Here is a 21,038-nt window from a genome sequence, read left to right as displayed (position 1 = left end):
GGAGTCGCAGGAGAGCCGCCCGATCGGCCGTTTGCATGCTAGGCCCCCAGAATGACCCTTTACTACCGCCGATCGGGCGAGAACCGCGGGATCAGCCCACGGCCCCGCTGTCGGGGTCGACCTGGAGCGACGAGGTGTCGACGGCGACGAACGCGTCCGCCGGGATCCGCTTCAGGTCCGCGATGAGCCGCTCCGGCCACCTCCGGTGCTGCTCCCCCTGGAAGTACCAGGGGCTGCCGTTGTCGGCCAGGACCAGGCCATAGGTCTGCATCGCCCGGATCACCCGGCGCGCGTAGCCGCCGTACCCCGTCGTGTCGAAGCCGGCGTCGAGCCGGAACCGGGCGCCCATCGGTGGGTAGCGCCGGTCCGTGTGCGCGCCGGCGTCGTGGCGGGCCGGCCACAGGTGCCACCTGCTGGTCTCGTCGGTGGTGAAGCGGATCGCGTGGTCGATCGTGTCGTCGCGGACCTCGCGCCACCGCAGCAGCCCGGGGAGGATCGGCAGGCCCGCGGCATCGGCGGACGTCCAGCCGTCCGGGCGCAGGGCGTTGGACCGCAGGCTCCACACGGCGCCCGACCCGGCCCGCCAGCGACCGTCGCGCACCCGAGTCGCGAACGTCTCGAAGAGCCGGCAGCGGTCCCGGTCGACGACGATCGCGTGCCGGTCGCCGTCGCTCCGGCGTCCGCCCTCGATCCGGGTGTCGCGGCCGAGGGGGTAGCGCACCCGGTCGCTCTCGTCGGCGTACGTGAACCGGACCCGCACCTTGCGGTGGTCGCTGCGGACGACGGTGACCGGGATGCCGTACGGGGGGCCGTCGCCGTACGACGGGCCGAAGTCGGGATGCAGCTCGCTGGCCGGCGACATCCGCGCGAGCCAGGCGGCGCTCCGCTCGTGCACGGGCAGGTCGGAGACGTCCGCGTGCCACCAGTTGTCGGACGGGAAGACCGGGCACCCGGCAACCGGGGCGAGGGCAGGCTCCGGCGTGGCCGCGGACCGATCCGGCTCGCTGGCCGCGCACGCTCCCAGTGCCAGCACCAGGACAGCGATGCCGAGTCGCATGCGTACCCCCTCCGATCCAAGACTAGGCCGGGGCTGCCACTACCTGCTGGCGAACGCGTTCTCGAAGATCGCCATCCGCGCGGCCACGTCCAGCGGCCGGGCCTCCATCAATGCGCGGTCGTCGTACGTCGGCATGAAGGCCTGCACCTTCACACCCGCGCGCTCCAACCGCCGGCACTCGGTCCGCAGCTGTCGTTGTGCCACCCGGCGGAACAGGCCGCCCTCCCCCGCCATCGGAGCGAGTACGACGACCTCGTCCAGGCCGGCGTCGACCACCAGGTCGGCGTTCGTGGTCGAGTGCGCGCCGCCGTCGATGTAGCGGCGTCCGTCGATCCGGACCGGCGGGAACTGGCCGGGGACGGTACAGGACGCGCGCACTGCTTCGAGGATCGGTGGCCGCGGCTGCCCCTGCGCGCCGAAGCACACGCGGCGGCCCGAGTCGTAGTCGAGTGCGGTGACCCAGGTCGCGGGGTGCCCTACCCAGTCGTCGGTGCCGACGACGGCGGCCAGCGGGGCGAGGAAGGAGTCGAGGGATCCGCTGCCCGCAGGCAGCAGCCCGGACATCGCGGCGAGCGGTGTGATCCGCCCCGGTCCGACCGCGCGGGCGAGGAGCGTCGGCGATGCCGGGACGGGAACCTTCCGTCGGCGCTCCGGCTGCTCCCGGCGGACCGCTCGGGACCGCAGCGGGTGCGTGTCCGGAAGCTCCTGGCGGTACCACCGGAGCAGATCGTCGGTCCCGACCCCGCTGGCGAGCAGCCCGGAGAGGAACGCTCCCTGCGACGTGCCGAGCAGGAGGTCGGCCGTCCTCGGGTCCCAGTCGGTGGCGGCCTCGAGCGCAGCCAGGGTGCCGCTGGACCACGCCAGGCCGGTCACGCCGCCGGCGCCGATGACGAGTCCCCGCTTGGTCACCCGGAGATCATCGCAGCAGCCTTCTCGCCCACCATCACGGCCGGGGCGTGGGTGTTGCCGTGCGGGATCGTCGGGAACACCGACGTGTCCGCCACCCGGAGCCCGCCGACGCCGTGCACGAAGAGCTCGGGGTCGACGACGCCGTCGGCCTCCGTGCCGATCCGGGCCGTGCACGACGGGTGGTAGGTGTGGATCACGTTGCGCCGTACCTCGGCCTCGAGGTCCGCGCGGCTGCCGACGCCGGGCCCCGGGTGGAGCTCCCTGGTCGTGAGGTCGCGCAGCCCGGCGGAACCGGCGATCTCACGAGCCCGCTCGATCCCGGCCACCATCGAGTCCATGTCGGCGCGCTCGGCGAAGTAGTTGAAGGTCGTTCGGACGCTGTCCCGCGGGTCCGCGCTGCGCAGGCGGACCTGGCCACGGCTCTTCGAGCCGACGAGGGAGAGGCCGAGCGTGTAGGCCGGCTTGTCGTGGGTCGCGAACCCGTTGTCCCAGAAGTACGCCGGTCCGCCGATCAGCTGCATGTCCGGTGCCTCCTCGCCCGACCGGGTGTGGAAGAACCCCCCGGCCTCGCCGACGTTGGAGGTGAGGAGGCCGCGCCGGGCGGCGAGGTACTTCACCAGGTGCACCGGCGACTGCGCCTCCGCCAGGGTGCCGGCCGCGGAGGTCTCGAAGTTGGAGACGTAGAGCGGGTGGTCCATCAGGTGCTGGCCGACGTTCGGGTTGTCCACCACCACGTCGATGCCGTGCTCGACAAGGTGGTCGGCCGGTCCGATGCCCGAGAGCATCAGCAGCTGCGGCGTGTTGAAGGCACCGGCGGAGAGGATGACCTCACGCTCGGCCCGGTGGAGCTCGCGGCGGCCGTGGTGCTCGACCTCGACCCCGTCCGCGCGGCCGTCGCTGATCCGCACCTTCATGACCTGGGCGTCCGCCAGCAGGGTGAAGTTGGGCCGCTTCATCGCAGGGCGCACGAAGCCGTCGGCCGTCGTCCAGCGCATGCCGCGACGGTGCGTGACCTGGTAGTGACCGACACCCTCCTGCTCGGCCCCGTTGAAGTCGCCGTTGCGCGGGAGGCCGGCGGTCACCATCGCGTCGACCATGGTCTCGGTGAACGGGCTGGGGTTGCGCTGGTCCTCGATGAACAGGGGGCCGTCGGTGCCGTGGTAGTCGCCGGCCCCGCGCGAGTTGTGCTCGGACCGCCGGAACAGCGGGAGCACCTCGTCGTACGACCAACCGGTGGCGCCGTCCTTGGCCCAGGTGTCGTAGTCGGCCCGGTTGCCGCGGATGTAGATCATGGCGTTCATCGCGCTGCAGCCGCCGAGCACCTTGGCCCGTGGGTGGTAGATCGACCGACCGTCCAGGTGCGGCTCGGGCTCGGTGTAGACCTCCCAGTCGCCCTTGGTCTTGAACTGGGTCGGGAAGGCGGCGGGGATCCGGACGTTCATCGGCTTCCTGGCCGCGCCGGCCTCGACGAGCAGCACGCTCACCCTTGGATCCTCGGACAGCCTGCCGGCGACGACTGCTCCCGCTGACCCGGATCCCACCACGATGTAGTCGTAGCTCGTCATCTGCACTCCTCAGGCGTCGGAACGATGGGACAGATCTTGCCGGTCCGGAACGCCCGGCCGCTTGGCGTTGCGTCCACCGTTGCGGTGGAGCATTGTGTCCAGGTCCAACCAGCGTGGCGACCGTCACCGATCGGCGGGAGGTGAACGGTGGCTGACTTCTCCGCCAGCGACCTCGAGGCGTGGGTGCGCGAGTACGCCGCCACGGTCGGCGCCGACGACGTCGTCCGCGGATTCGCGCGCCGGGTCGACGAGAGCATCGTGGCGGCGATCCCCGAGATCGCGGCGGACCCGACCCTGCGGCGGGACCTCGCCGCGAGCTCGTTCTCCCAGTGGGAAGCGTTCCTCGCCCGGCTGCCGCGCTCCTACGAGTTCGAGCTGCCCGGGCCCGCCGGCAACCTGGCCCGGTCCCTCGCTCGTCGCGGCCAGGACCTCGGCGTCCTGCTCAAGGTCTACCGGACCGTCTACCCCACCGTGTTCGAGATCTTCACCGACGTCACCGACCGACTCGGCGACCAGGACCCGCCCCCCGACCAGGCGCTGAAGCTCCTGTGGAACCGCGCGGTGCAGTGGTTGGACGACTCGGTCGAGACCCTGATCGCGACCTATTACGAGGAACGACAGCTGCTCGCCGAGGGCGCTCTCATCCGTCGTTCGCAGCTGATCAAGGAGGTGCTCGACGACCCGGCCGCCGACAGCGATGCGGCGTCGCGGGACCTCGCCCACCCGCTGAACCAGTGGCAGACCGCGCTGGTGCTCTGGGACAGCGACGCGCGCGGGCAGGGCTCGCAGCCGCTCCTCGACCTTGCGGCCCGGGCGGCGCAGCTGCTCGGCGCCCCCCGCCCGCTGGCACTCCCCATCTCGACCCACGACGTCTGGTGCTGGGTCGCGACGCCGACCCGCCCCGACGCCGCCGCGCTCAAGGAGCTGGCTGCCGACGTCGAGGAGCTGCACGCCCACGTCGCCGTGGGGACGCCGCAGCCCGCCGTCGCCGGGTTCCGCGCGGGTCACGCCGAGGCGGCCGCCGTACAGCGCCTCTGCCTGGCCGCGGCCCGGGCACCGGCCGTCGTCGAGTTCGCCGACGTGGAGCTGCTCTGCCTGCTGTCCACCGACGAGCCGATGCTCGCGCGGATGGTCCAGCGGGAGGTCGGGCCGCTGCTCGGCGCGGACAAGAACCTCGCTCCGGTGCGAGAGACCGCCCTGGCCTACCTGAGCCAGCGGCAGAACGTCGAAGCCACCGCAGACCTGCTCTTCGTCCACAAGAACACGGTGCGCTACCGGCTCGCGCGGGCCGAGGAGCTGCTCGGCCATCCGCTGACCGACAACGCCGCCAAGGTCGAGGTCGCCCTTCGCTACGTGTCGCTCTTCGGACCGCCGGTGAGCATGGCGCGGTACTGACGGGGGGTCATCCCGAACCATCGTCGGCACGACCGGTTGAGGGTGCTCTGCTCGGCATACCCGAGCAGGGCCGCGACCTGGCTGATCTGGAGCCGGGGCTCCGCGAGGTACCGCGCCGCTTGCGCCCGACGCTCCCGGTCGATGACCTCGTGACAGCCGATCCCATCCGCCGTCAGGTGGCGCCGGAGGGTCCGCACGTGCATCCCGAGCTGGTCGGCGATGGCGTCCGCGGTGCACTGTCCGGTCGGCAGCAGCCGGCGGGCCAGCTCCGCCACCCGCTCCGCCATGCCGGCGGTGGCGGGCAGGTAGTTGGCTTCGAGGTACTTCGTCGCGATCCTTCGGGTCTCCGGGTCAGCGCTGTCGATCGGACGGCCCGCCAGATCAGCGGGTACGACGAACCCGCACCAGGTCTGACCGAACTGCACGGGACAGCCGAGCGCTTCGTCGTACGACGCTGCCGGGCCGAGGCGGTCGTGCAGGAATGACACTGCGCCGAGGCGCGCCTCCGGCCCACCCAGGAGCCGGATGATCTGGCTGGCATTGGCCAGGCTCAGCTCGTAACCCTGGCGCATGTCGGGGACGTGCGGCTCGACCATCTCGTAGGTGAACCTGACGTCGGTCCCGGGGCCGTGCGGCTCCACCGTCAGCTTGAGGCCGGGTGAGTGCACGTAGAGGTAGCGCGCCACCGCCTCCATCCCGTCCTGCACGGTCTCGGCATTCCTGGCGATCACCGCGACCGGCCCGAGGATGCCCAGGCCCTGCCAGCGTGACAGGCGCAGCCCCAAGTCGGGGCATGACAGCTCCTCGGCGCTGGCGGCCAGCAGTCGGAGTGCCGCGCCCAGCGAGATGAACGCCTCCTCCTCCTCGTTCTCGATGCCGGGCGGGATGTGGAAGCGCGAGAGGAGGGACTCCGGCTGGCCGCCGAGCTCCCGCACGAGGCTCTGGTAGCCCCACAGGTTGGTGGCGCGGAGCAAGCTGCCCATCGCGCCTCCGCTCGTGTCCGGAAATGACAAAAGTATGTCCTTGTCCGTCAAGACCTGCAATGCCTTCGGCGCGGACCCTGGAGTCATGACCAACCACGACTTCGACGTCATCATCATCGGCGCCGGCCTGTCCGGCATCGGCACGGCCTGCCAGATCGCGAGCCAGCACCCCGACAAGACCATCGCCGTGCTCGAGCGCCGCGAGCGGCTGGGCGGAACCTGGGACCTGTTCCGGTACCCCGGCATCCGGTCGGACTCCGACATGTTCACCTTCGGCTACAAGTTCCGGCCCTGGGTCGACTACAAGGTGTTGGCCCCCGGCGCGGCGATCCGCGACTACATCTCCGACACCGCGGCGGAGCACGGCATCGACGAGAAGGTCCACTACGGCCTCAAGATCGTGGCGGCCGACTGGTCGAGCGACGAGGCCCGCTGGGCGGTCACCGCCGTGCGGGAGGCGACCGGCGAGAAGCTCACCTACACCTGCGGCTTCCTGGTGAGCGCCACCGGCTACTACAACCACGACGCCGGGTTCCTGCCGACCTTCCCCGGGTCCGACCAGTTCGACGGCCAGCAGATCCACCCGCAGTTCTGGCCGGAGGACCTCGACTACGCGGGCAAGAAGGTCGTCGTCATCGGAAGCGGCGCCACCGCCGTCACCCTGGTGCCCTCGATGGCCGGTACGGCGGAGCACGTGACCATGTTGCAGCGGTCGCCGTCGTACATCTTCGCGGTGCCGGCGTTCGACAAGATCTCTGCGGTGCTGAACAGGTTCCTCCCGGAGAAGCTGGTGAACCGGCTCGCCCGCAAGCGCAACATCGCCCTCCAGCGCGCCATCTACGTCTCCTGCCGCCGCTGGCCCACGATGATGCGTCGCTTCCTGCTCGCGCACGTCCGCCGCCAGGTCGGGCCCAGCGTCGACATGGCCAACTTCACGCCGGCCTACATGCCCTGGGACGAGCGGCTGTGCGCCGTCCCGGACGGCGATCTGTTCAACGCCCTGAAGGCCGGCGAGGCGTCGGTCGTCACCGACCAGATCGACACGTTCACCAAGACCGGGATCAAGCTGAAGTCCGGACGGGAGCTCGAGGCGGACATCATCGTCACCGCCACCGGGCTGCAGGTGCAGATGCTCGGCGGCCTGAAGCTGACCGTCGACGGTGAGCCGCGCGAGCTCCACGACGGCTTGACCTACAAGGCCGTGCTCGTCGAGGACGTTCCCAACCTGGCCTGGATCTTCGGCTACACCAACGCGCCGTGGACGCTGAAGTCCGACATCGCGGGCGAGTACATCTGTCGGCTCCTGGCGCACATGGAGGACAACGGGTACGCCGTCGCGACGCCCCGCGACGACGATGCCTCGGCGGACGGCGGGGGCATCCTCGACGCGCTTCAGTCCGGCTACGTGCAGCGCGCCAAGCACACCCTTCCGCGCCAGGGCTCGCGCGGCCCGTGGAAGGTCACGATGGACTACGGCCACGACTGCAAGATGCTCCAGGACGACCCCATCGAGGATGGTCACCTGCAGTTCGAAGCGCGCCGGCCGGCACTGGCCAGGGTCGGCTGACATGTCCCCCGTCACCTTCTTCAGCGACGACGTTGCGTGCGCGGCCTGGCACCTCAACGGCCGCGGCGACGCGTTCGCCACCGAGAGCGGCCGACCCTGCGTGGTCATGGCCCACGGCTTCGGAGGCACCCGCGACACCGGGCTCCTCGGGTTCGCCGAGGGGTTCGCCGCCGCCGGTCTCGACGTACTGCTCTTCGACTACCGCGGATTCGGCGACTCGGACGGCACGCCGCGACAACACGTCTCCTTCCGCCGACAGCGCGCCGACTACGCCGCCGCCATCGCGGCGGCGCGGCACCTCGACGGCGTCGACCCCGAGCGGCTCGTGCTCTGGGGCACGTCGTACTCCGGCGGGCACGTCGTGCCGGTGGCGGTGGCGGACGGGCGGATCGCAGCCATCGTGTCGATGACGCCGGCCATGGACGGCCTGGCCGCCCTGGTTGCCATGTTCCGGCACGGCGGCGTGCGCAGGCTGGCGCCGCTCGTCACGCACGGCCTCCGCGACGCCGTGCGTGCCCTGCTCGGCCGCGCCCCGCACCACATCCCCGTGGTCGGGGAGCCCGGGACGACCGCGGTCCTGGCCGGGCCGGGGGCGCTCGAGGGCTACATGGCACTGGCGGGTCCCACCTGGCGCAACGAGGTCTGCGCACGGGTCGCCCTCGAGGTGGCCTTCAACCGCCCGATCCGCTTCGCCGAACGGCTGCGCGCCCCGCTGCTGGTGCAGGTCGGCGAACGTGACTCGGTGGTCCCGCCGGCGTCGGCGATGCGGACCGCCGCACGCGCCGGGCGGCACGGCGAGGCTCGCGCCTATCCCGCGGACCACTTCGACGTCTACGACGGCCCCGTCCAGCAGCAGCTCCTGTCCGACCAGCTCGCGTTCCTCGACCGGCACCTCGCCGTCCCCTCCCACCGCTCCAACGAGAAGGCATCCTCGTGAGCAAGTACTCCCTCGCCGACAAGGTCGCGCTGGTCACCGGCGGCGCCCAGGGCATCGGTCTCGCCACCGCGCGACACCTCTACGAGCGTGGCGCCAGCGTCGTGCTCGTCGACCTCGACCCGGAGGCCACGATCCTCGCGGCCGAGGAGCTCGGCGCCCGAGCCATCGGCATCGGCGCCGACGTCACCGACATCGGCGCCATGCAGGACGTGGTCGCACGCGCTGTCGATGCGTTCGGACGGGTCGACATCGTGATGGCCAACGCCGGTATCGCACCCGCGCCCGCCACCGTGCGAGCGATGGACCCAGCCCTCTTCGAACGGGTCCTCGATGTCAATGCACTCGGCGTCTACCGGACCGTGCACGCCGCACTGCCCCAGGTCGTCGAGAACAAGGGCCAGGTCATCGTCGTCGCGTCGGTCTACGCGTTCGTGAACGGCGTGATGCTGGCGCCGTACGCCATGTCCAAGGCGGCGGTCGAGCAGTTCGGCCGGGCGTTGCGCGGGGAGCTTGCCCAGCACGGGGCCTCGGCGAGCGTCGCGTACTTCGGCTTCGTCGACACGGCCATGGTCCAGGAAGGCTTCGCGAGCTCGGTCGCACAGCGCTTCGAGGCGACCTTCCCGTCGTTCCTACGGCGACGCCTCACCGCGGCGCAGGCCGGCAAGGCGGTCGCCGACGGCATCGAGGACCGTGCACCGCGGATCATCGCGCCCAGGCGCTGGACGGTCTACTCGGTCCTGCGTGGCCTGCTGAACCCGCTGCTCGATCGCCGGACGGAACGCAATGCCACGATCCAGGGCATCCTCCGCGACGCCGACAAGCGACAGATCACCCTCTCCTCCCGCGACGGGATCTCCCGATGATCACCCTGGTCGGCGTCTACGCCTTCATGCTCATCCCGATCTGGATCCCGGTCATCGCGGTGACCGTCAGCTGGCTGGCCGACGCGTGCCGCCGTACGCCCGACCGGCTTCGCAGCTCCGGAGCGCGGGTGCTCGTTGACCAGCGGCACCTCGTCGTCCAGGGTGGCACCAGCCAGGCGCCGTAGACCTGGCCGAGGGAGCAGCCATGTACGCCTGGAACGAGACGGAGCTCGCGATCCAGGACGCGGTGCGTCAGTTCGTCGACGCCGAGGTCCGGCCACGTCGCGAGGAGCTCGAGTTCGGCGACACTCCGCCGTACGACGTGCTCCGCAAGCTCTGGACGACGTTCGGAATCGACGCGATGGCATCCGACGCCCTGGCGACGATGCTCGACAAGGAGCGGTCCGGCGGCGACCGGGCAGCCGGTTCGCTGACCGGTGGCGGCGACCAGGGCGGGATGGGGGTCATCCTCGTCAAGGAGCTGTGCCGGGTCTCCCCCGGTCTCGTCGGCTGCTTCGGCGTGAGCCTCGGCCTCGCCGCGGCGACGATCCTGGCGCGCGGCACCCTCGCCCAGAAGGAGCGCTGGCTGCCGGCGCTCGTCACCCTCGAGAAGATCGGCGCCTGGGCCCTCACCGAGCCCGGATCCGGCTCCGACGCGTTCGGCGCGATGAAGACCTACGTCCGGCGCGACGGTGACGAGTACGTCCTCAACGGGCAGAAGACGTTCATCACCAACGGCCCGTACGCCGACACCACCGTCGTCTACGCCAAGCTCGACGAGCCCGGGGTGGAGACGCACGACCGCAAGATCCTGACCTTCGTCCTGGACGCCGGCATGGAGGGGTTCACCCGCGGCAAGCCCTTCCGCAAGATGGGCTTCCACTCCTCCCCGACCGGCGAGCTCTTCTTCGACGACGTCCGGCTCGGCAGGGACCGCCTGCTCGGGGAGACCGAGGACCACGAAGGGGGCGACGGTCGCGACTCGGCCAAGAACGGCTTCGTCGCCGAGCGCACCGGTGTCGCCTCGATGAGCCTCGGCATCATCGAGGAGTGTCTCGACGTGTGCACGAGGTACGCCAAGGAGCGGATCCAGTTCGGCCACCCCATCGCCGACTACCAGCTGATCCAGCTGAAGCTCGCCCACATGGAGATCGCTCGGGTGAACGTGCAGAACATGGTCTTCCGGACCCTCGAGATGGCCAAGGACGGCAAGCAGCCCGCGTTGGCCGAGGCGTCGGCGATGAAGGTCTACTCCTCCCAGGCGGCAACGGAGGTGGCGATGGAGGCGGTCCAGCTCTTCGGCGGCAACGGCTACATGTCGGAGTACCCGGTCGAGCAGCTCGCCCGGGATGCGAAGTCGCTGATGATCTACGCCGGCAGCAACGAGGTCCAGATCACCCACGTCGCCAAGGGCCTGCTGGGCCGGGCTGAGAGCGGCTGACTTTCGCGTTCCCCGGTCGCGCGGACCCCGGGCCTGCAACGCTCGGGTCATGCACCTGGCAGTCGTGCCGTTCCTCCCGGGACGCCGGCCCACGGACGAGGATCGCTGGCCCGGCTTCGGGTCGAGCGACCGGGCTGCCCTGGTCACCGACGGTCGGCGTACCAACACGGCCGTCATCCTCGTCGAGACCTCCGACCTGCCTGAGACGACGTCCCTCGAGGCGACCGTCACCCTCGACGGCGCGCCGATCGGCCGCTGGGACCGTCGGCCGGTGCCTCGTTCGGGCGGGGTCCGCGAGCGGGTCGTCCTGCATCCCGACGTCGACTTCGCCGGCGTCGACCTCACTTTCACGGCAGGGTTGCTCCGGCAGGCGCAGGTCACGGTCCGTGCCGTGGACCAGGGCAAGCTACTGGCAGCCGACGCCACCTGCCTCGACGTCTGCGACGTCCGGCTGCTCGGGTCGCTGTACCAGCGGATCATGGACCGGCTGGTGGGGCCGGACACCGAACGGCAAGCCCGGGCCGCGGGCGTCGCGAGCCCCGGCGTCGACTATCACCCGTGGTACCCGGTCCTCCTCATCGGCACCCAGAAGGTCGCGAGCTACGCCGACGCTCTCGAGGCCGACATCGTCGGCAAGAAGGACCACCTGACCGATCCCGTCTGGTTGCTGCGTGTGGGCGTCTACCTCGAGCTCCTCACCTGCCTCGGGATCATCGAGGCCGTCAAGGACGACGTCGGCGACCTGCTCGAACCCGACGAGCGCGCTGCCCTGGAGACGGGTGGGCACTTCGCCGAGATTCGTGCGCGGATCGACCCGAGCGCCTGGCGAGCGGTGTGGAAGAAGCGCGACCTCAGCTTCGCTCGCTTCGGTACGCCGCGGCTGGGACCGGTCTCGGGTCTGAACCTGCTGCGCAAGCGCGACGCGACCCTGCTGTTCCTCCACGCCCATCACGAGGACCTCAAGCACGCGATCGAGCTGGCCGGACCCAACCGGTTCAACGCGCAGGAGACGTGGCAGCGAGTCTTCAGGGACGCCGAGCGGGCCGTGCTCCGATCGGTCGCGGCCGGCTTCCCCGAGCTCGGGTTCCTGCCGGCGGCGGCGCGCGAAGCCGTCCTGTGGCGGCGCCTCGGGTTCGCCGGGGCGAGCGGCGTCTACCCCACCGCGTGCGACCAGTACCGCACCTCGATGAACCAGGTCGCCGACTGGGCCAAGGGGCGGGAGCTGATGGACCACGCCGGGCCCGAGTGCATCCCTCGCGCGGTGAGCCTCCTGCACAGTCTCGGGGCCGACCCGGCTCGGGTGGCCGTCCTCCAGCGACAGGACGGTCTCGGCCCTGACCTGCTGATCCCTGAGCCGGCCGTGGCCGAGGCCCCCACCACCCAGGAGATCGAAGACCTGCTGGGCGAGGTGGCGGTCTTCCGGATGCTGGACCGGGACCAGCTGCACGAGCTCGCCGTCGGCGCCCGACCGCTTTTCTTCGGACCGACGCAGCGGTTCGTCGTCCAAGGTCACCGCGGGACCTCCCTGTTCCTCGTCGCCGAGGGCGCGGTCGAGGTACGCCGGCGCGAGCCCGACGGTCGCGAGTGGCTGGTGGAGACGATGGGACCTGGTGACGTGGTGGGCGAGATGGCGCTGCTGACCGGCGCTCCGCGGGCCGCGACCGTGCGCTCGGTGGAGGAGACCCTGGTCTTCGAGATCGGCCGCCAGGCGTACCTCCCACTGGTGCAGGCGCACCCGGAGTGGGTCGACGAGCTGGCGGAGGTGATGGAGGCGCGCCTCCTGCGCCGAGCAGCCCGCATCGCCGAGCTCCAGGACACTGGCACCGACCTGCGGACCCGGATCCGCCGTACCCTGTTCGGGTAGCACGCGAAACCGGCCCTGATCCGCGTTTCCGCAGGTCAGAGCCGGTTCGATCGGTCGGGCTGACAGGATTTGAACCTGCGACCCCTTGACCCCCAGAGATGTGTACGTGCCTTCAGAGGCTCTGGAAGGGCCATCAAAAAGGAGCGGACAAGTTCGCGTTTTTGCAGGTCACAGGCATATTCGTGATAATCACGGACGTTCGCCCTGGTCAGACGCCAGGTGACGTGTCGTGCTCCCGTCAAGGCTACGGCGTGTTGCACTTGTGTTGCGGCGTACAGCCATAGTCCCCTTGACGTGAGACAATGAGTACATGGCGTCAATCGACAAGCGCAAGGGCAAGTGGGTCGTGCGCTGGCGTGTGGGCGGCAGCAGCCGCCAGAAGACGTTCACCGTCCACGCACATGCTCTCGACCACAAGGCCAAGGTAGAGGCGGAGACTCGCGCAGGGAATGCGATTGACCCCGTGATGGGACGCGTCCTCTTCCGAGAGTGGTGGCCCATCTGGATGCGTGGGCGGGTCAACTTGAAGCCTGCAACGCTCGCTACCTCTCGGAGTCTGTACGTCAACCACATCAGCCGATGGGACGACTGGACTCTAGACCGCATCCGCCAGCCCGAGGTGCAGACCTGGGTTGCTGAGCAGGTGCGGGAAGACAGGCTTAGCAGCAGCACCATCATCGCCTGCTACAAGGACTTCGCGAGCGCCATGAAAGCGGCCGTCGTCGCTCGCTACCTACGGGAGACGCCCTGCGTGGGCGTCAATCTGCCTCAGGTCGAGCGCGACCCGATGCGGGTGCTTGACCACGATGAGATTGCTCGGCTGGCTGACGCCATCAATCCTCAGTACCGCGCTCTGGTCATCTTTCTCGCTTACTCAGGGCTTCGCATCGGCGAAGCATGCGCGTTGCGCTGGTCGAATGTCGACGCCGACCGCAGTCAAGTCGTCGTCACGCACACCGCGTCGGAGGTCGCAGGACACGGATTGCAATTGACTGTCCCGAAGACCGCTGCCGCGCGCAGAACGGTGCCGCTCCCCCACCACGTCACGGAGGCGCTGAGAAGTCACAGAGCCGGACTTAGTGCGCCTTGGGTTTTCACCACGACTACCGGGGCGCAGGTAAATCCTCGAGCCTTCAATCGTCGCCCGTTCGCCACGGCACTGAGGAGGACAGGCATCACGTGCCGAGTGCACGACCTAAGGCATACGGCCATCAGTCACTGGATTCGTGCAGGCGTAGACCTACCGCGAGTTAAGGCATGGGCTGGCCACACGGACGCTGCGTTCACTCTGAACACCTACGCCAAGTTTTTTCCGACCGACGACACGCACATCCTCGACATGCTGAACGAACGCATCATCACCAGCCAGGCGTCGGTTGAGTCCTGAGGGCACAGCCAGGGGGTGTGGTCGACATGCCTGAGGCGCCTTCACAGCCGTCAGGCCGGCCTCGAAAAATGGGCACGGCTCCGAGTGCCGCCGCTAAAAACCAGGCTGCACGAGGCTCGTCCCAAGGATGCGCCATCTCCCGCTGGACGGTCCCTCGCGCGCGCGTGAGGGCGCGTTCGCCGTTGACAAAGTAAAACCAGTGTGCTACTATTGTTAGTAGTAGTTGAAACCGAGTCGAAAGGCTGCTGCACGACACCCACGAGTCGCGACTGACCGTCGTATCAGTCGTCCAGCCCCTGCTAGGTCCGGTTTCCCCTGCAGGGGCATTTTCATGTCCCGAGAAGGACAGCGCGAAGCCTGGGTCTTGCACCTGGGCGGAGGGCATTGTGGCGAGCCAGCAACGGCAGGACCACGACGACGGCAGGTGATGGGGTTGTCTCCCTAGCAGCAAGAGCCTGTCTGCCTCCGGCGAGATACTACGAGAGCCGGTGTGAGGAAACCGCTGGGCGGCATGGCGTCCCAGAGGGTCTGAGCGACAGCAGAGCATAGACAGTGACCGATTGGCATTCCGGGCGCTCTGTGAGTGGAGTCCGAACATCCTCACCGTTGAGGGTGACACCCGTAGATTGCCGTACCCAAAAACAGATTCACCTCCTACGACGCGCCTTCGGCGCGGGCCTGCTTCGCAGGCTTGTTAAGCAAGTGAACAAAGTTAAGAGAAGGAGACACATGGAAAAACCAAAAATCACTACCGGCGTAGCCGGTACCGCCGCAGGCGGAGAAAGAGGAAACGCAGATGAACGAAGTACAGAGATGGATTGAGGGCAACAAGCCCGAGGTCCTACGAGAGAAACAGTACGAAGAGGCCTGCAGGTCAGTGCCGCTGGGACACCTGAGCGCGAACGACGTTTGCATGCTGTTCCACTCAGGAGACACCGCCGAGTGGGCAGACACTCCAGGAAGCACCGCCAAGGCTCTGGTGGAGAGCAGGGGCTTACCTCTCATGCAGGTCGCTCCCGGCAAGTGGGTTGTGGCGTTCACCGTGGTCGGTGCGTCATGAGGAGCACAACAGCAGGCATGCCCCAGCCTTGGGACTGGGAAGGCGAGCACCGAACTCGAGACGAGTTCATGGCCGATGCCCTTAACAGGGAGTCCGACGGGGCTCGGTTGGTTGTGGAGAATGTGGTCGGATGGCAGGACGTAGCCGACGGGCCGGACTCCTGGGTGGTCGATGACTTCATCTACACCGACTACCGAACAGACGAGTACGTCTGGCACTACGACCCTGATGAGTTGGACGACCCGAGTCCCTACATGACGGGCTTCGTCATCGTGGAACGTCGTCACGCCGAGATGGACTGACGGACTTACCCCCTACAGGGTGACTCGGGCCGGGAGAGGCCTCCCAGGACGCTGCGAGGCCTCTCTACTGCTCTGAGATTCGGCAGACGACTCCGAGTGTCATCATCAAGCGATGCGCGGCTCGGGCCTACTTTCGCCGTCTCCTGCTTCTAGAACGCAGCCGCATCGAAACGCGCTTCCAGAGCCGTGGCGCTGGCTCATGCCCCGCCAGCAGGACCGCCCTCAGCGTCTCCTCCGAGTAGGGCAAGTGGTCACCGAACACGGGCGCCGGCTGAGGTACTTGCTCGTCATACTCCCCCTCTAACGCCGTCAGCGACTCGAACGCCTCAGCATGCTCGGCGTGGTACGCCTCCTTGAACCATTCGTAGAAGTGGTCGATGTGCTCGACGTACTCGATGACTGAGTCGCGAAGTACAAACTCGTCTCGTTCTTGAAGGTAGACGCGTTGCGGCGCTGTCCACTCCCACTCCTCCAATAGCGCGTCGGACGCGCAGCCCACCACGTAGGTCAGGGGCGCGTCGCGGCCGAACTTCATCCGCACGAAGTTGGACGGGGTCCACTTGTGGAGCCAGTAGTTGCGCAAGCCCTGCACGAACGCAACTACGGGGTCGCTCAGCAACTCCTGCCGAGCCTGGTCGTACGCAGCCTGGAACTCGGCGGACTGCTTTTTCCGCACGCGGGTCACGTGAGTTACGAGGGTCATGGCTGACGCGATGAAGTTGTGCCAGAGCCGGCTCAACTCGTCCAGGTACTCGGTGATGCCATCCCCCGGCTCCACGATGCCGCCCTGGGCCATGATGAGCATGCCGGCGTTGCCCTGGTTGAGCAGGTCAATCCATCGCACCAACTCGTCAGCGTTGCCGCGCACGGCTTCGAGGCTTCGACGCACGCCCTGACCGAGTTGGACCGCCTCCATGCCGGGGTGCTCGCTCATCAGTCGCAGCAACTCAGCGGGCTGCCTTCGGTCGTCTGAACTGTCGTCGTCCGCCATCTTGCAAGTGTCGACCAACAGACCGCCGAACCAGACTCAGTACTGCTTGTAGTGCTGACGAACCTTGCCCGACCAGTTCTTGACGGTTGACCTCATGACCGCCAGTTCATCGTCAGTCGGCGTATCACCGGGAAGTTGCTGTACGAACACCTCGCTAACGCCTGGGTCGAAGATGCCGCCATGAATGCCGTCCTCGCGAAAGACCATGAGTGGCACCTTCAAGCCAAACAGCAGGCCCGCTTCCAAGTTGTTCCACGGTGTTGGCATCGGGACGTGTTCCAGAACATGGCTCGCGCTGGTGCCCGGCTTCACAGTCAGTCGCTCGGCACGCATCTGAGTGAACCCGAGAATGACGCCGCCGGAGCAATGCCTGGCTATGGCGTAGACCTCTTTGAGGGGGTAGTCGACTCCGAAGTCTGTGCGGCCGAGCGCGCGAGGTTCGAGGTCCTCGTCTCCGAGCAGCAGTCGTACGCTGTCGTAGGACGCCTGTTGTGCCGGGCTAAGCGCGGTCGGAGCCGACAAAAACACGGGGATTCGGGCTGTCACAAGCGCACTCTAGGCGCAGACAAAGTGGGGCGCCGGGTTACGGCGTGCGGCGTCCAACTCAGTTACAGGACGACCCAGGACGAAGCCGGCTAGCCATGCCTAACGTCGCCAGGTAGACGGCGAGCACCGATGCGTGCCGCTGGCCGATTGCCGTTCCTGGCCACTACTACCGCGCCGGTCCCGTTGGCCCAGTAGAACCTCGACCCGAAAGCGGCCCGCGCAAAGTCGTTCCACGCGCGCTGCTGGCGGGCACCACTGAACGTGATGACGTTGACACGCTTGCCCCTCAGATAGCAGACGCCTGTGTAGTGGTACGCGTCCCCTCGCTCCTGCCCATGGAACCTCTTGCAGCCGATGTGGTTAGCGACTTGTCTCGACGTGTCACCCCAGTATGGGTCGTGATGAGCAGAGGCCGGCAGGGGTATAGAAGCAAGGCCAAACCGAGACAGAGAGCACCGAGACGCATCCCGGAAGCGTAGTCAGTCCGGTCGCTCAGGGTCGCCGAACGGAGCACGCCGAGCGGCATAGCCAAAACAACAGATAGCCTGAGTCGCGTGAAGGTCGCGGGCGCTTTGACTCTCGTCGTGGGCTTCATCGTGGGTCTCGTGCTCTTGCTTCTGCCGACATCTGTGAGCGTCTTCGGGACGGATGCAGACTGCGGCCCGCCAGTCATCGGCATGTTCGGGTACGACGACGGCACAGACCTGTACCTGTCCCAACAGTGCCAGGAGCAGAGTGTCGTCCGAGTCGGCATCGGCGGTCTCGTTGGCGTAGTGGCCTTGGTTGGCGGTTTACTGATGCTCTTGCTCGGTCCGTCGGCAGCGGACAGGGAGCGTGAGGAACGCGAGCGCTTTCAACGCTGGCAGAGCGAACAGCAGCGTTACCAATGGGAGCAGCAGCATCAGCAGCGGGAGCAGCATCGCCGGTTTCAGCCTCCGCCATCCTGAGACGCGGCCTGCCAAGCACACGACCTGCGTTCGCTTCGTAGTCGCTCGCTGAAGCGTTGGGCGTGGCCAGGTGAGGTACAGCGAGCATCTATCGGGAGGTCGTGAGCGTCCCGTGAGAGTCCTCGTGATTCTGCGCCCAAGTCACAGCGGCTAGTTCATTCGGCGAGGGCGGAGAGTCCAAAAGACAAACACCGCACCGCGCAAAGAACTGGCCGGCCTCCTCCCACCGATGCACCTGACCTGGGTCTTTCGCCCACCCAGGTGACCAATCGACAGTGAAGCCGTGCAGCACTCCGGACGCGACTCCCCGCACAAGAGCCTCCATGGCTTCGCTACTGAGGTTCAGGTCGAACATCCCGTTGACGACTCGCACCTCCTCGCGAACGCAATCCTCGAGAAGCGCAGCGACTCGCTGCTCCCGCTCCCCTGTTAGGTCTTGGTCGGTCATGCGCGCATCGTCGCAGCGGTAGGCCAATACACGCAGCCATTCCGATAGCGTGACGTGGCAACCGGGCTGATTCACAGGGCGGCGCTCAGCCAGACTTCGGGAGGTGGGGTAACCATGGCGAACTTGCTTGGTGGTACCGCAGGCGTAGTCGTCACGTGGCCCAAGGTGGTCGACTACTCACGCATCGAAGGCGCGTTGCAGTTGGTCGGCTTCACGGACTATCAGATAGACCGAAACGTCATCGGCGACACCACAGAGGCAAACATCAATGTTCACGTCCCGATGAGGCTTATAACCGCTGAGGGGGTTCCTGACATGGATGCCGTCAGCGTCCTGCGCTCGTTGGCGGACGCCATCGAAGACATCGACGATGCTGGTTAGCGGCAGAGCGCGTCGGGCAGGTCGGCTCCACAAAGGAAGGCCCCTCGACCGTCTAACTGAGGTACACACTAACTTGACACCATACCTCCGCCTGAAATAGTGTCTAACAAGAGTCTGGTCAGGACTTGTTAGACGCAAGTGTCGGAGGGTCTAGACATGACTGGACAGGTTGTTGGCTACGGGCGGGTTTCGAGCATTTCGCAGAACGAGGCTCGACAGGTTGAGTCGCTGGCAGGTTGCGACCGCCTGTTCATCGACAAAGCGAGCGGCAAGAACGCCAATCGCCCTGAGTTGAACGCTGCCCTCGACTACGTCCGTCAAGGTGACACGTTGCGTGTCCCGAGCATGGACCGACTCGCACGCAACACAGTTGACCTATTGACGCTCGTCAAGACGCTGACCGAGCGCGGGGTCACGGTGGAGTTCCTGAAAGAGCGTCTGACGTTCTCGGGCGACAGGTCCGACAACATCGGCCAACTCATGCTGACCATCCTCGGAGGTATCGCTGAGTTCGAGCGGTCGCTGATTCGCGAGCGCCAGGCTGAGGGCATCGCACTCGCCAAGGCTCGTGGCGTCTACAAGGGTCGCAAGCCGGCCCTGACCACCGAACAGGTGACCGAGGCTCGCGAGCGCGTGGAGTTGGGCATTCCCAAGGCTGCGGTTGCTCGGGACCTGGGTGTGAGTCGGCAGACGCTCTACTCGGCGCTTGCGAATCCGTGACGCGACGCTTGGCGATTCTGGGGCGGGCAAACTAGGCGGCCTCTAGGGTTCAGATGGTGTACCAACTACCCGCGACCTCGGTCGTCTCCTGGGCCAACGGACCCACCGGTCATGTGGTCCCCGTCGCCATCGACAGTGTGTGTCCCGTCTGCCGCAAGTCGGTGACGTTCGTGCCGGGTGACGCTTCGAATCTGCATGCCGTCCGAGGCCAGCCGCTCAACGTGAGGTGCCCGCGGTGCGGGGACACCGTTTCTCTGATACGACTGGGCGGCGTCGCGGCCGGCGATGTGCGGCTCTACTTCGATGCCGAGGACCCGGCTCGCCCGCCCGTGGCCGACCTTGACCTGGTGCCAGATGACGTCATCTCGCCGGCCCTCAAGAAGGCTTATCAATCAGCGTTAAACGTGCTGGCAATCGGTGAGCCTGAGGCGACTGCCGTCACATGTCGTCGGGTGCTTGAGGGCATCACTCGCAAGGTGCTGCCCGCCGACGTCCAGACGACCAACTTGGCGCGGCGCATCGAAGCGTTGACGAACGAACGTGAGGCCCTGGCGCGACCGCTGCTGGAGTTGTCGGACACTCTCCGCGAGGGGGGCAACCTCGGTGCCCACTTTTCGGACGAGATAGAGACCTCAATTGACGATGCCCGGAGGATGGTCGACTTGCTGGACTACCTCATTACCTACCTATTCGTCTTGCCGGAGCAGATTCATCGCTTCCGAGCGGAGGTGCTGAAGGAGTCGTCAGGTGAATGAACTGTCTGAGTTCGGATGGTTTTGGCTCCCCTCCGACGAGTCCCGTCGCTTCCCGGGCACGCTGCGCTTCTCGACCGAGGGAGGTGGTGAACTGACCCTGCATGCGAATCCAGACGTCCCCGAGAATCTTCTTGAGCCTGACAGCGGCACGCGTCGCGTCGTCGGCATGCTGGACGACGACTACGTGACGTTGGACAGGTGCTTCCCCGTCCACACGCAGATGTTCGGTGGAACGCAACGTCTCTCGGTTGGCATGGTCGTCAAGGGCGCTTGCTTTGACGACGACGGGGAGTTGGAGTTCAACTCAATCTCGTTCGAGGTCGATGGAGCGCCCGAGTGGATTGGACGAACGGCGGTTGAGCGCGACTGGCGGCATGAGCCAGCCGACGCCATGCAGTACTCGCTCACCCTCAATCCAATACCTACCGAAACGGTCGATGCGCCGTTCGGCTCGGTCACGCTTCGGTACGGATGGCGAACCGACGGTGGCGACGACGCAAGTCAGGACAGCATTCATCAAACGCGGCGGTTCGAGTTGCAGTTCGACGACCTCCAACCGCTCGACCAACTGCTGAGGCGCGCCAGCGCAGTGCAGGACCTGGTGACGATTGCTGCGAACCGTCAGCGTCGGATGCACTCATTGGTTGTCACGCACCCCGGCGCTACGCGCGAGGACGTCACCGGCGCGCCTCCGAAGCCGCTCGAACTGCTCATCAACAACCGTGAGGGCGCGGAAGCCTCAGTCCGGACACGTTCGACGGACCTGCTCTTCACCTACGAGCAGTTGGGCGGACTGTGGTTCCCCCCGAATCGTGGAGGGCTTCCCTATGCGGCTTCCCGGTCGGGGGCCGCGGTGTTCTCGTAGTTGATCGGGCTCATCATGCCCGCCGCGCTGTGTCGGCGCTGGTGGTTGTAGAAGC

At 67.3% G+C, this 21,038-nt stretch carries 21 protein-coding genes; 15 read left to right on the top strand and 6 right to left on the bottom strand.

The features are described 5' to 3' along the window. Positions 1-91 precede the first annotated feature (91 nt). The 3 genes from D0Z08_RS19935 to D0Z08_RS19925 are packed head-to-tail and all read right to left on the bottom strand — an operon-like array spanning position 92 to position 3,531. Complete coding sequence (locus tag D0Z08_RS19935; protein ID WP_118927020.1) at positions 92-1,057, bottom strand: hypothetical protein; 966 nt, start codon at positions 1,055-1,057, stop codon at positions 92-94. 39 nt (positions 1,058-1,096) lie between these two features. Next, positions 1,097-1,966: a patatin-like phospholipase family protein gene (locus tag D0Z08_RS19930; RefSeq protein ID WP_118927019.1), complete on the bottom strand. Its 870-nt coding sequence runs from the start codon at positions 1,964-1,966 to the stop codon at positions 1,097-1,099. After that, a complete protein-coding gene (locus tag D0Z08_RS19925; protein WP_245994154.1) occupies positions 1,963-3,531 on the bottom strand; it encodes a GMC family oxidoreductase in 1,569 nt (522 codons plus the stop codon). The genes D0Z08_RS19930 and D0Z08_RS19925 overlap by 4 nt, the downstream gene beginning before the upstream one ends. 147 nt (positions 3,532-3,678) lie before the next feature. On the opposite strand from D0Z08_RS19925, the gene D0Z08_RS19920 reads away from it, so the two are divergent. After that, positions 3,679-4,926, top strand: coding sequence for a PucR family transcriptional regulator (locus tag D0Z08_RS19920; protein ID WP_118927017.1), 1,248 nt, complete (start codon positions 3,679-3,681; stop codon positions 4,924-4,926). Here D0Z08_RS19920 and D0Z08_RS19915 read toward each other — a convergent pair. Continuing rightward, positions 4,881-5,909: an AraC family transcriptional regulator gene (locus D0Z08_RS19915; protein ID WP_118927016.1), complete on the bottom strand. Its 1,029-nt coding sequence runs from the start codon at positions 5,907-5,909 to the stop codon at positions 4,881-4,883. The two genes, D0Z08_RS19920 and D0Z08_RS19915, sit on opposite strands and share 46 nt — an antisense overlap. 85 nt (positions 5,910-5,994) lie before the next feature. Here D0Z08_RS19915 and D0Z08_RS19910 point away from each other — a divergent pair, with 85 nt between their 5' ends. From D0Z08_RS19910 to D0Z08_RS19875, 9 genes are all read left to right on the top strand, one after another. Then, the gene (locus tag D0Z08_RS19910; RefSeq protein ID WP_118927125.1) at positions 5,995-7,476 is read left to right on the top strand and encodes a flavin-containing monooxygenase; all 1,482 of its coding nucleotides are present in this window, start codon (positions 5,995-5,997) and stop codon (positions 7,474-7,476) included. 1 nt (position 7,477) lies between these two features. After that, entirely contained in the window at positions 7,478-8,413 is a 936-nt protein-coding gene (locus D0Z08_RS19905) for an alpha/beta hydrolase (RefSeq protein WP_118927015.1), read from the top strand. Further along, positions 8,410-9,276: a short-chain dehydrogenase/reductase gene (locus tag D0Z08_RS19900; RefSeq protein WP_118927014.1), complete on the top strand. Its 867-nt coding sequence runs from the start codon at positions 8,410-8,412 to the stop codon at positions 9,274-9,276. Before D0Z08_RS19905 ends, D0Z08_RS19900 begins: the two co-directional genes overlap by 4 nt. Beyond that, a complete protein-coding gene (locus D0Z08_RS19895; protein ID WP_118927013.1) occupies positions 9,273-9,461 on the top strand; it encodes a hypothetical protein in 189 nt (62 codons plus the stop codon). The genes D0Z08_RS19900 and D0Z08_RS19895 overlap by 4 nt, the downstream gene beginning before the upstream one ends. Positions 9,462-9,481: 20 nt before the next feature. Then, the gene (locus D0Z08_RS19890; RefSeq protein WP_118927012.1) at positions 9,482-10,717 is read left to right on the top strand and encodes an acyl-CoA dehydrogenase family protein; all 1,236 of its coding nucleotides are present in this window, start codon (positions 9,482-9,484) and stop codon (positions 10,715-10,717) included. Between the two features lie 49 nt (positions 10,718-10,766). After that, positions 10,767-12,581: a cyclic nucleotide-binding domain-containing protein gene (locus D0Z08_RS19885; protein ID WP_118927011.1), complete on the top strand. Its 1,815-nt coding sequence runs from the start codon at positions 10,767-10,769 to the stop codon at positions 12,579-12,581. Between the two features lie 310 nt (positions 12,582-12,891). Further along, positions 12,892-13,968 carry a tyrosine-type recombinase/integrase gene (locus D0Z08_RS19880; protein WP_118927010.1) on the top strand — a complete coding sequence of 359 codons (1,077 nt, stop codon included), beginning with the start codon at positions 12,892-12,894 and terminating at the stop codon, positions 13,966-13,968. Positions 13,969-14,764: 796 nt separating this feature from the next. Next, positions 14,765-15,028 (top strand): hypothetical protein, encoded by a 264-nt coding sequence (locus D0Z08_RS31715; RefSeq protein WP_147381491.1) that lies wholly within the window; start codon positions 14,765-14,767, stop codon positions 15,026-15,028. Between the two features lie 17 nt (positions 15,029-15,045). Then, a complete protein-coding gene (locus tag D0Z08_RS19875) occupies positions 15,046-15,330 on the top strand; it encodes a hypothetical protein (protein WP_118927009.1) in 285 nt (94 codons plus the stop codon). A 127-nt stretch (positions 15,331-15,457) separates the two neighbouring features. On the opposite strand, the gene D0Z08_RS19870 is transcribed toward D0Z08_RS19875, so the two are convergent. After that, a complete protein-coding gene (locus D0Z08_RS19870) occupies positions 15,458-16,321 on the bottom strand; it encodes a hypothetical protein (protein ID WP_118927008.1) in 864 nt (287 codons plus the stop codon). Between the two features lie 36 nt (positions 16,322-16,357). Then, positions 16,358-16,867, bottom strand: coding sequence for a hypothetical protein (locus D0Z08_RS19865; RefSeq protein ID WP_147381490.1), 510 nt, complete (start codon positions 16,865-16,867; stop codon positions 16,358-16,360). A gap of 554 nt (positions 16,868-17,421) precedes the next feature. Here D0Z08_RS19865 and D0Z08_RS19860 point away from each other — a divergent pair. The 5 genes from D0Z08_RS19860 to D0Z08_RS19840 all read left to right on the top strand — a co-directional run bounded on the left by D0Z08_RS19860 (position 17,422) and on the right by D0Z08_RS19840 (position 20,983). Beyond that, positions 17,422-17,814, top strand: a complete 393-nt coding sequence (locus D0Z08_RS19860) for a hypothetical protein (protein ID WP_118927006.1) — start codon at positions 17,422-17,424, stop codon at positions 17,812-17,814. A 562-nt stretch (positions 17,815-18,376) separates the two neighbouring features. Then, on the top strand, positions 18,377-18,643 hold the full coding sequence (locus D0Z08_RS19855; RefSeq protein ID WP_118927005.1) for a hypothetical protein: 267 nt from the start codon (positions 18,377-18,379) through the stop codon (positions 18,641-18,643). 156 nt (positions 18,644-18,799) lie between these two features. Then, the gene (locus D0Z08_RS19850; protein ID WP_118927124.1) at positions 18,800-19,363 is read left to right on the top strand and encodes a recombinase family protein; all 564 of its coding nucleotides are present in this window, start codon (positions 18,800-18,802) and stop codon (positions 19,361-19,363) included. Positions 19,364-19,416: 53 nt separating this feature from the next. Then, positions 19,417-20,118 carry a DUF4145 domain-containing protein gene (locus D0Z08_RS19845; RefSeq protein ID WP_118927004.1) on the top strand — a complete coding sequence of 234 codons (702 nt, stop codon included), beginning with the start codon at positions 19,417-19,419 and terminating at the stop codon, positions 20,116-20,118. Further along, complete coding sequence (locus D0Z08_RS19840) at positions 20,111-20,983, top strand: ApeA N-terminal domain 1-containing protein (RefSeq protein ID WP_118927003.1); 873 nt, start codon at positions 20,111-20,113, stop codon at positions 20,981-20,983. Before D0Z08_RS19845 ends, D0Z08_RS19840 begins: the two co-directional genes overlap by 8 nt. Positions 20,984-21,038 lie beyond the last annotated feature (55 nt).

The sequence above is a fragment of the Nocardioides immobilis genome (assembly GCF_003515065.1).
GTDB lineage: Bacteria > Actinomycetota > Actinomycetes > Propionibacteriales > Nocardioidaceae > Nocardioides > Nocardioides immobilis.
This window is presented reverse-complemented; position numbering and strand designations above follow the sequence as displayed.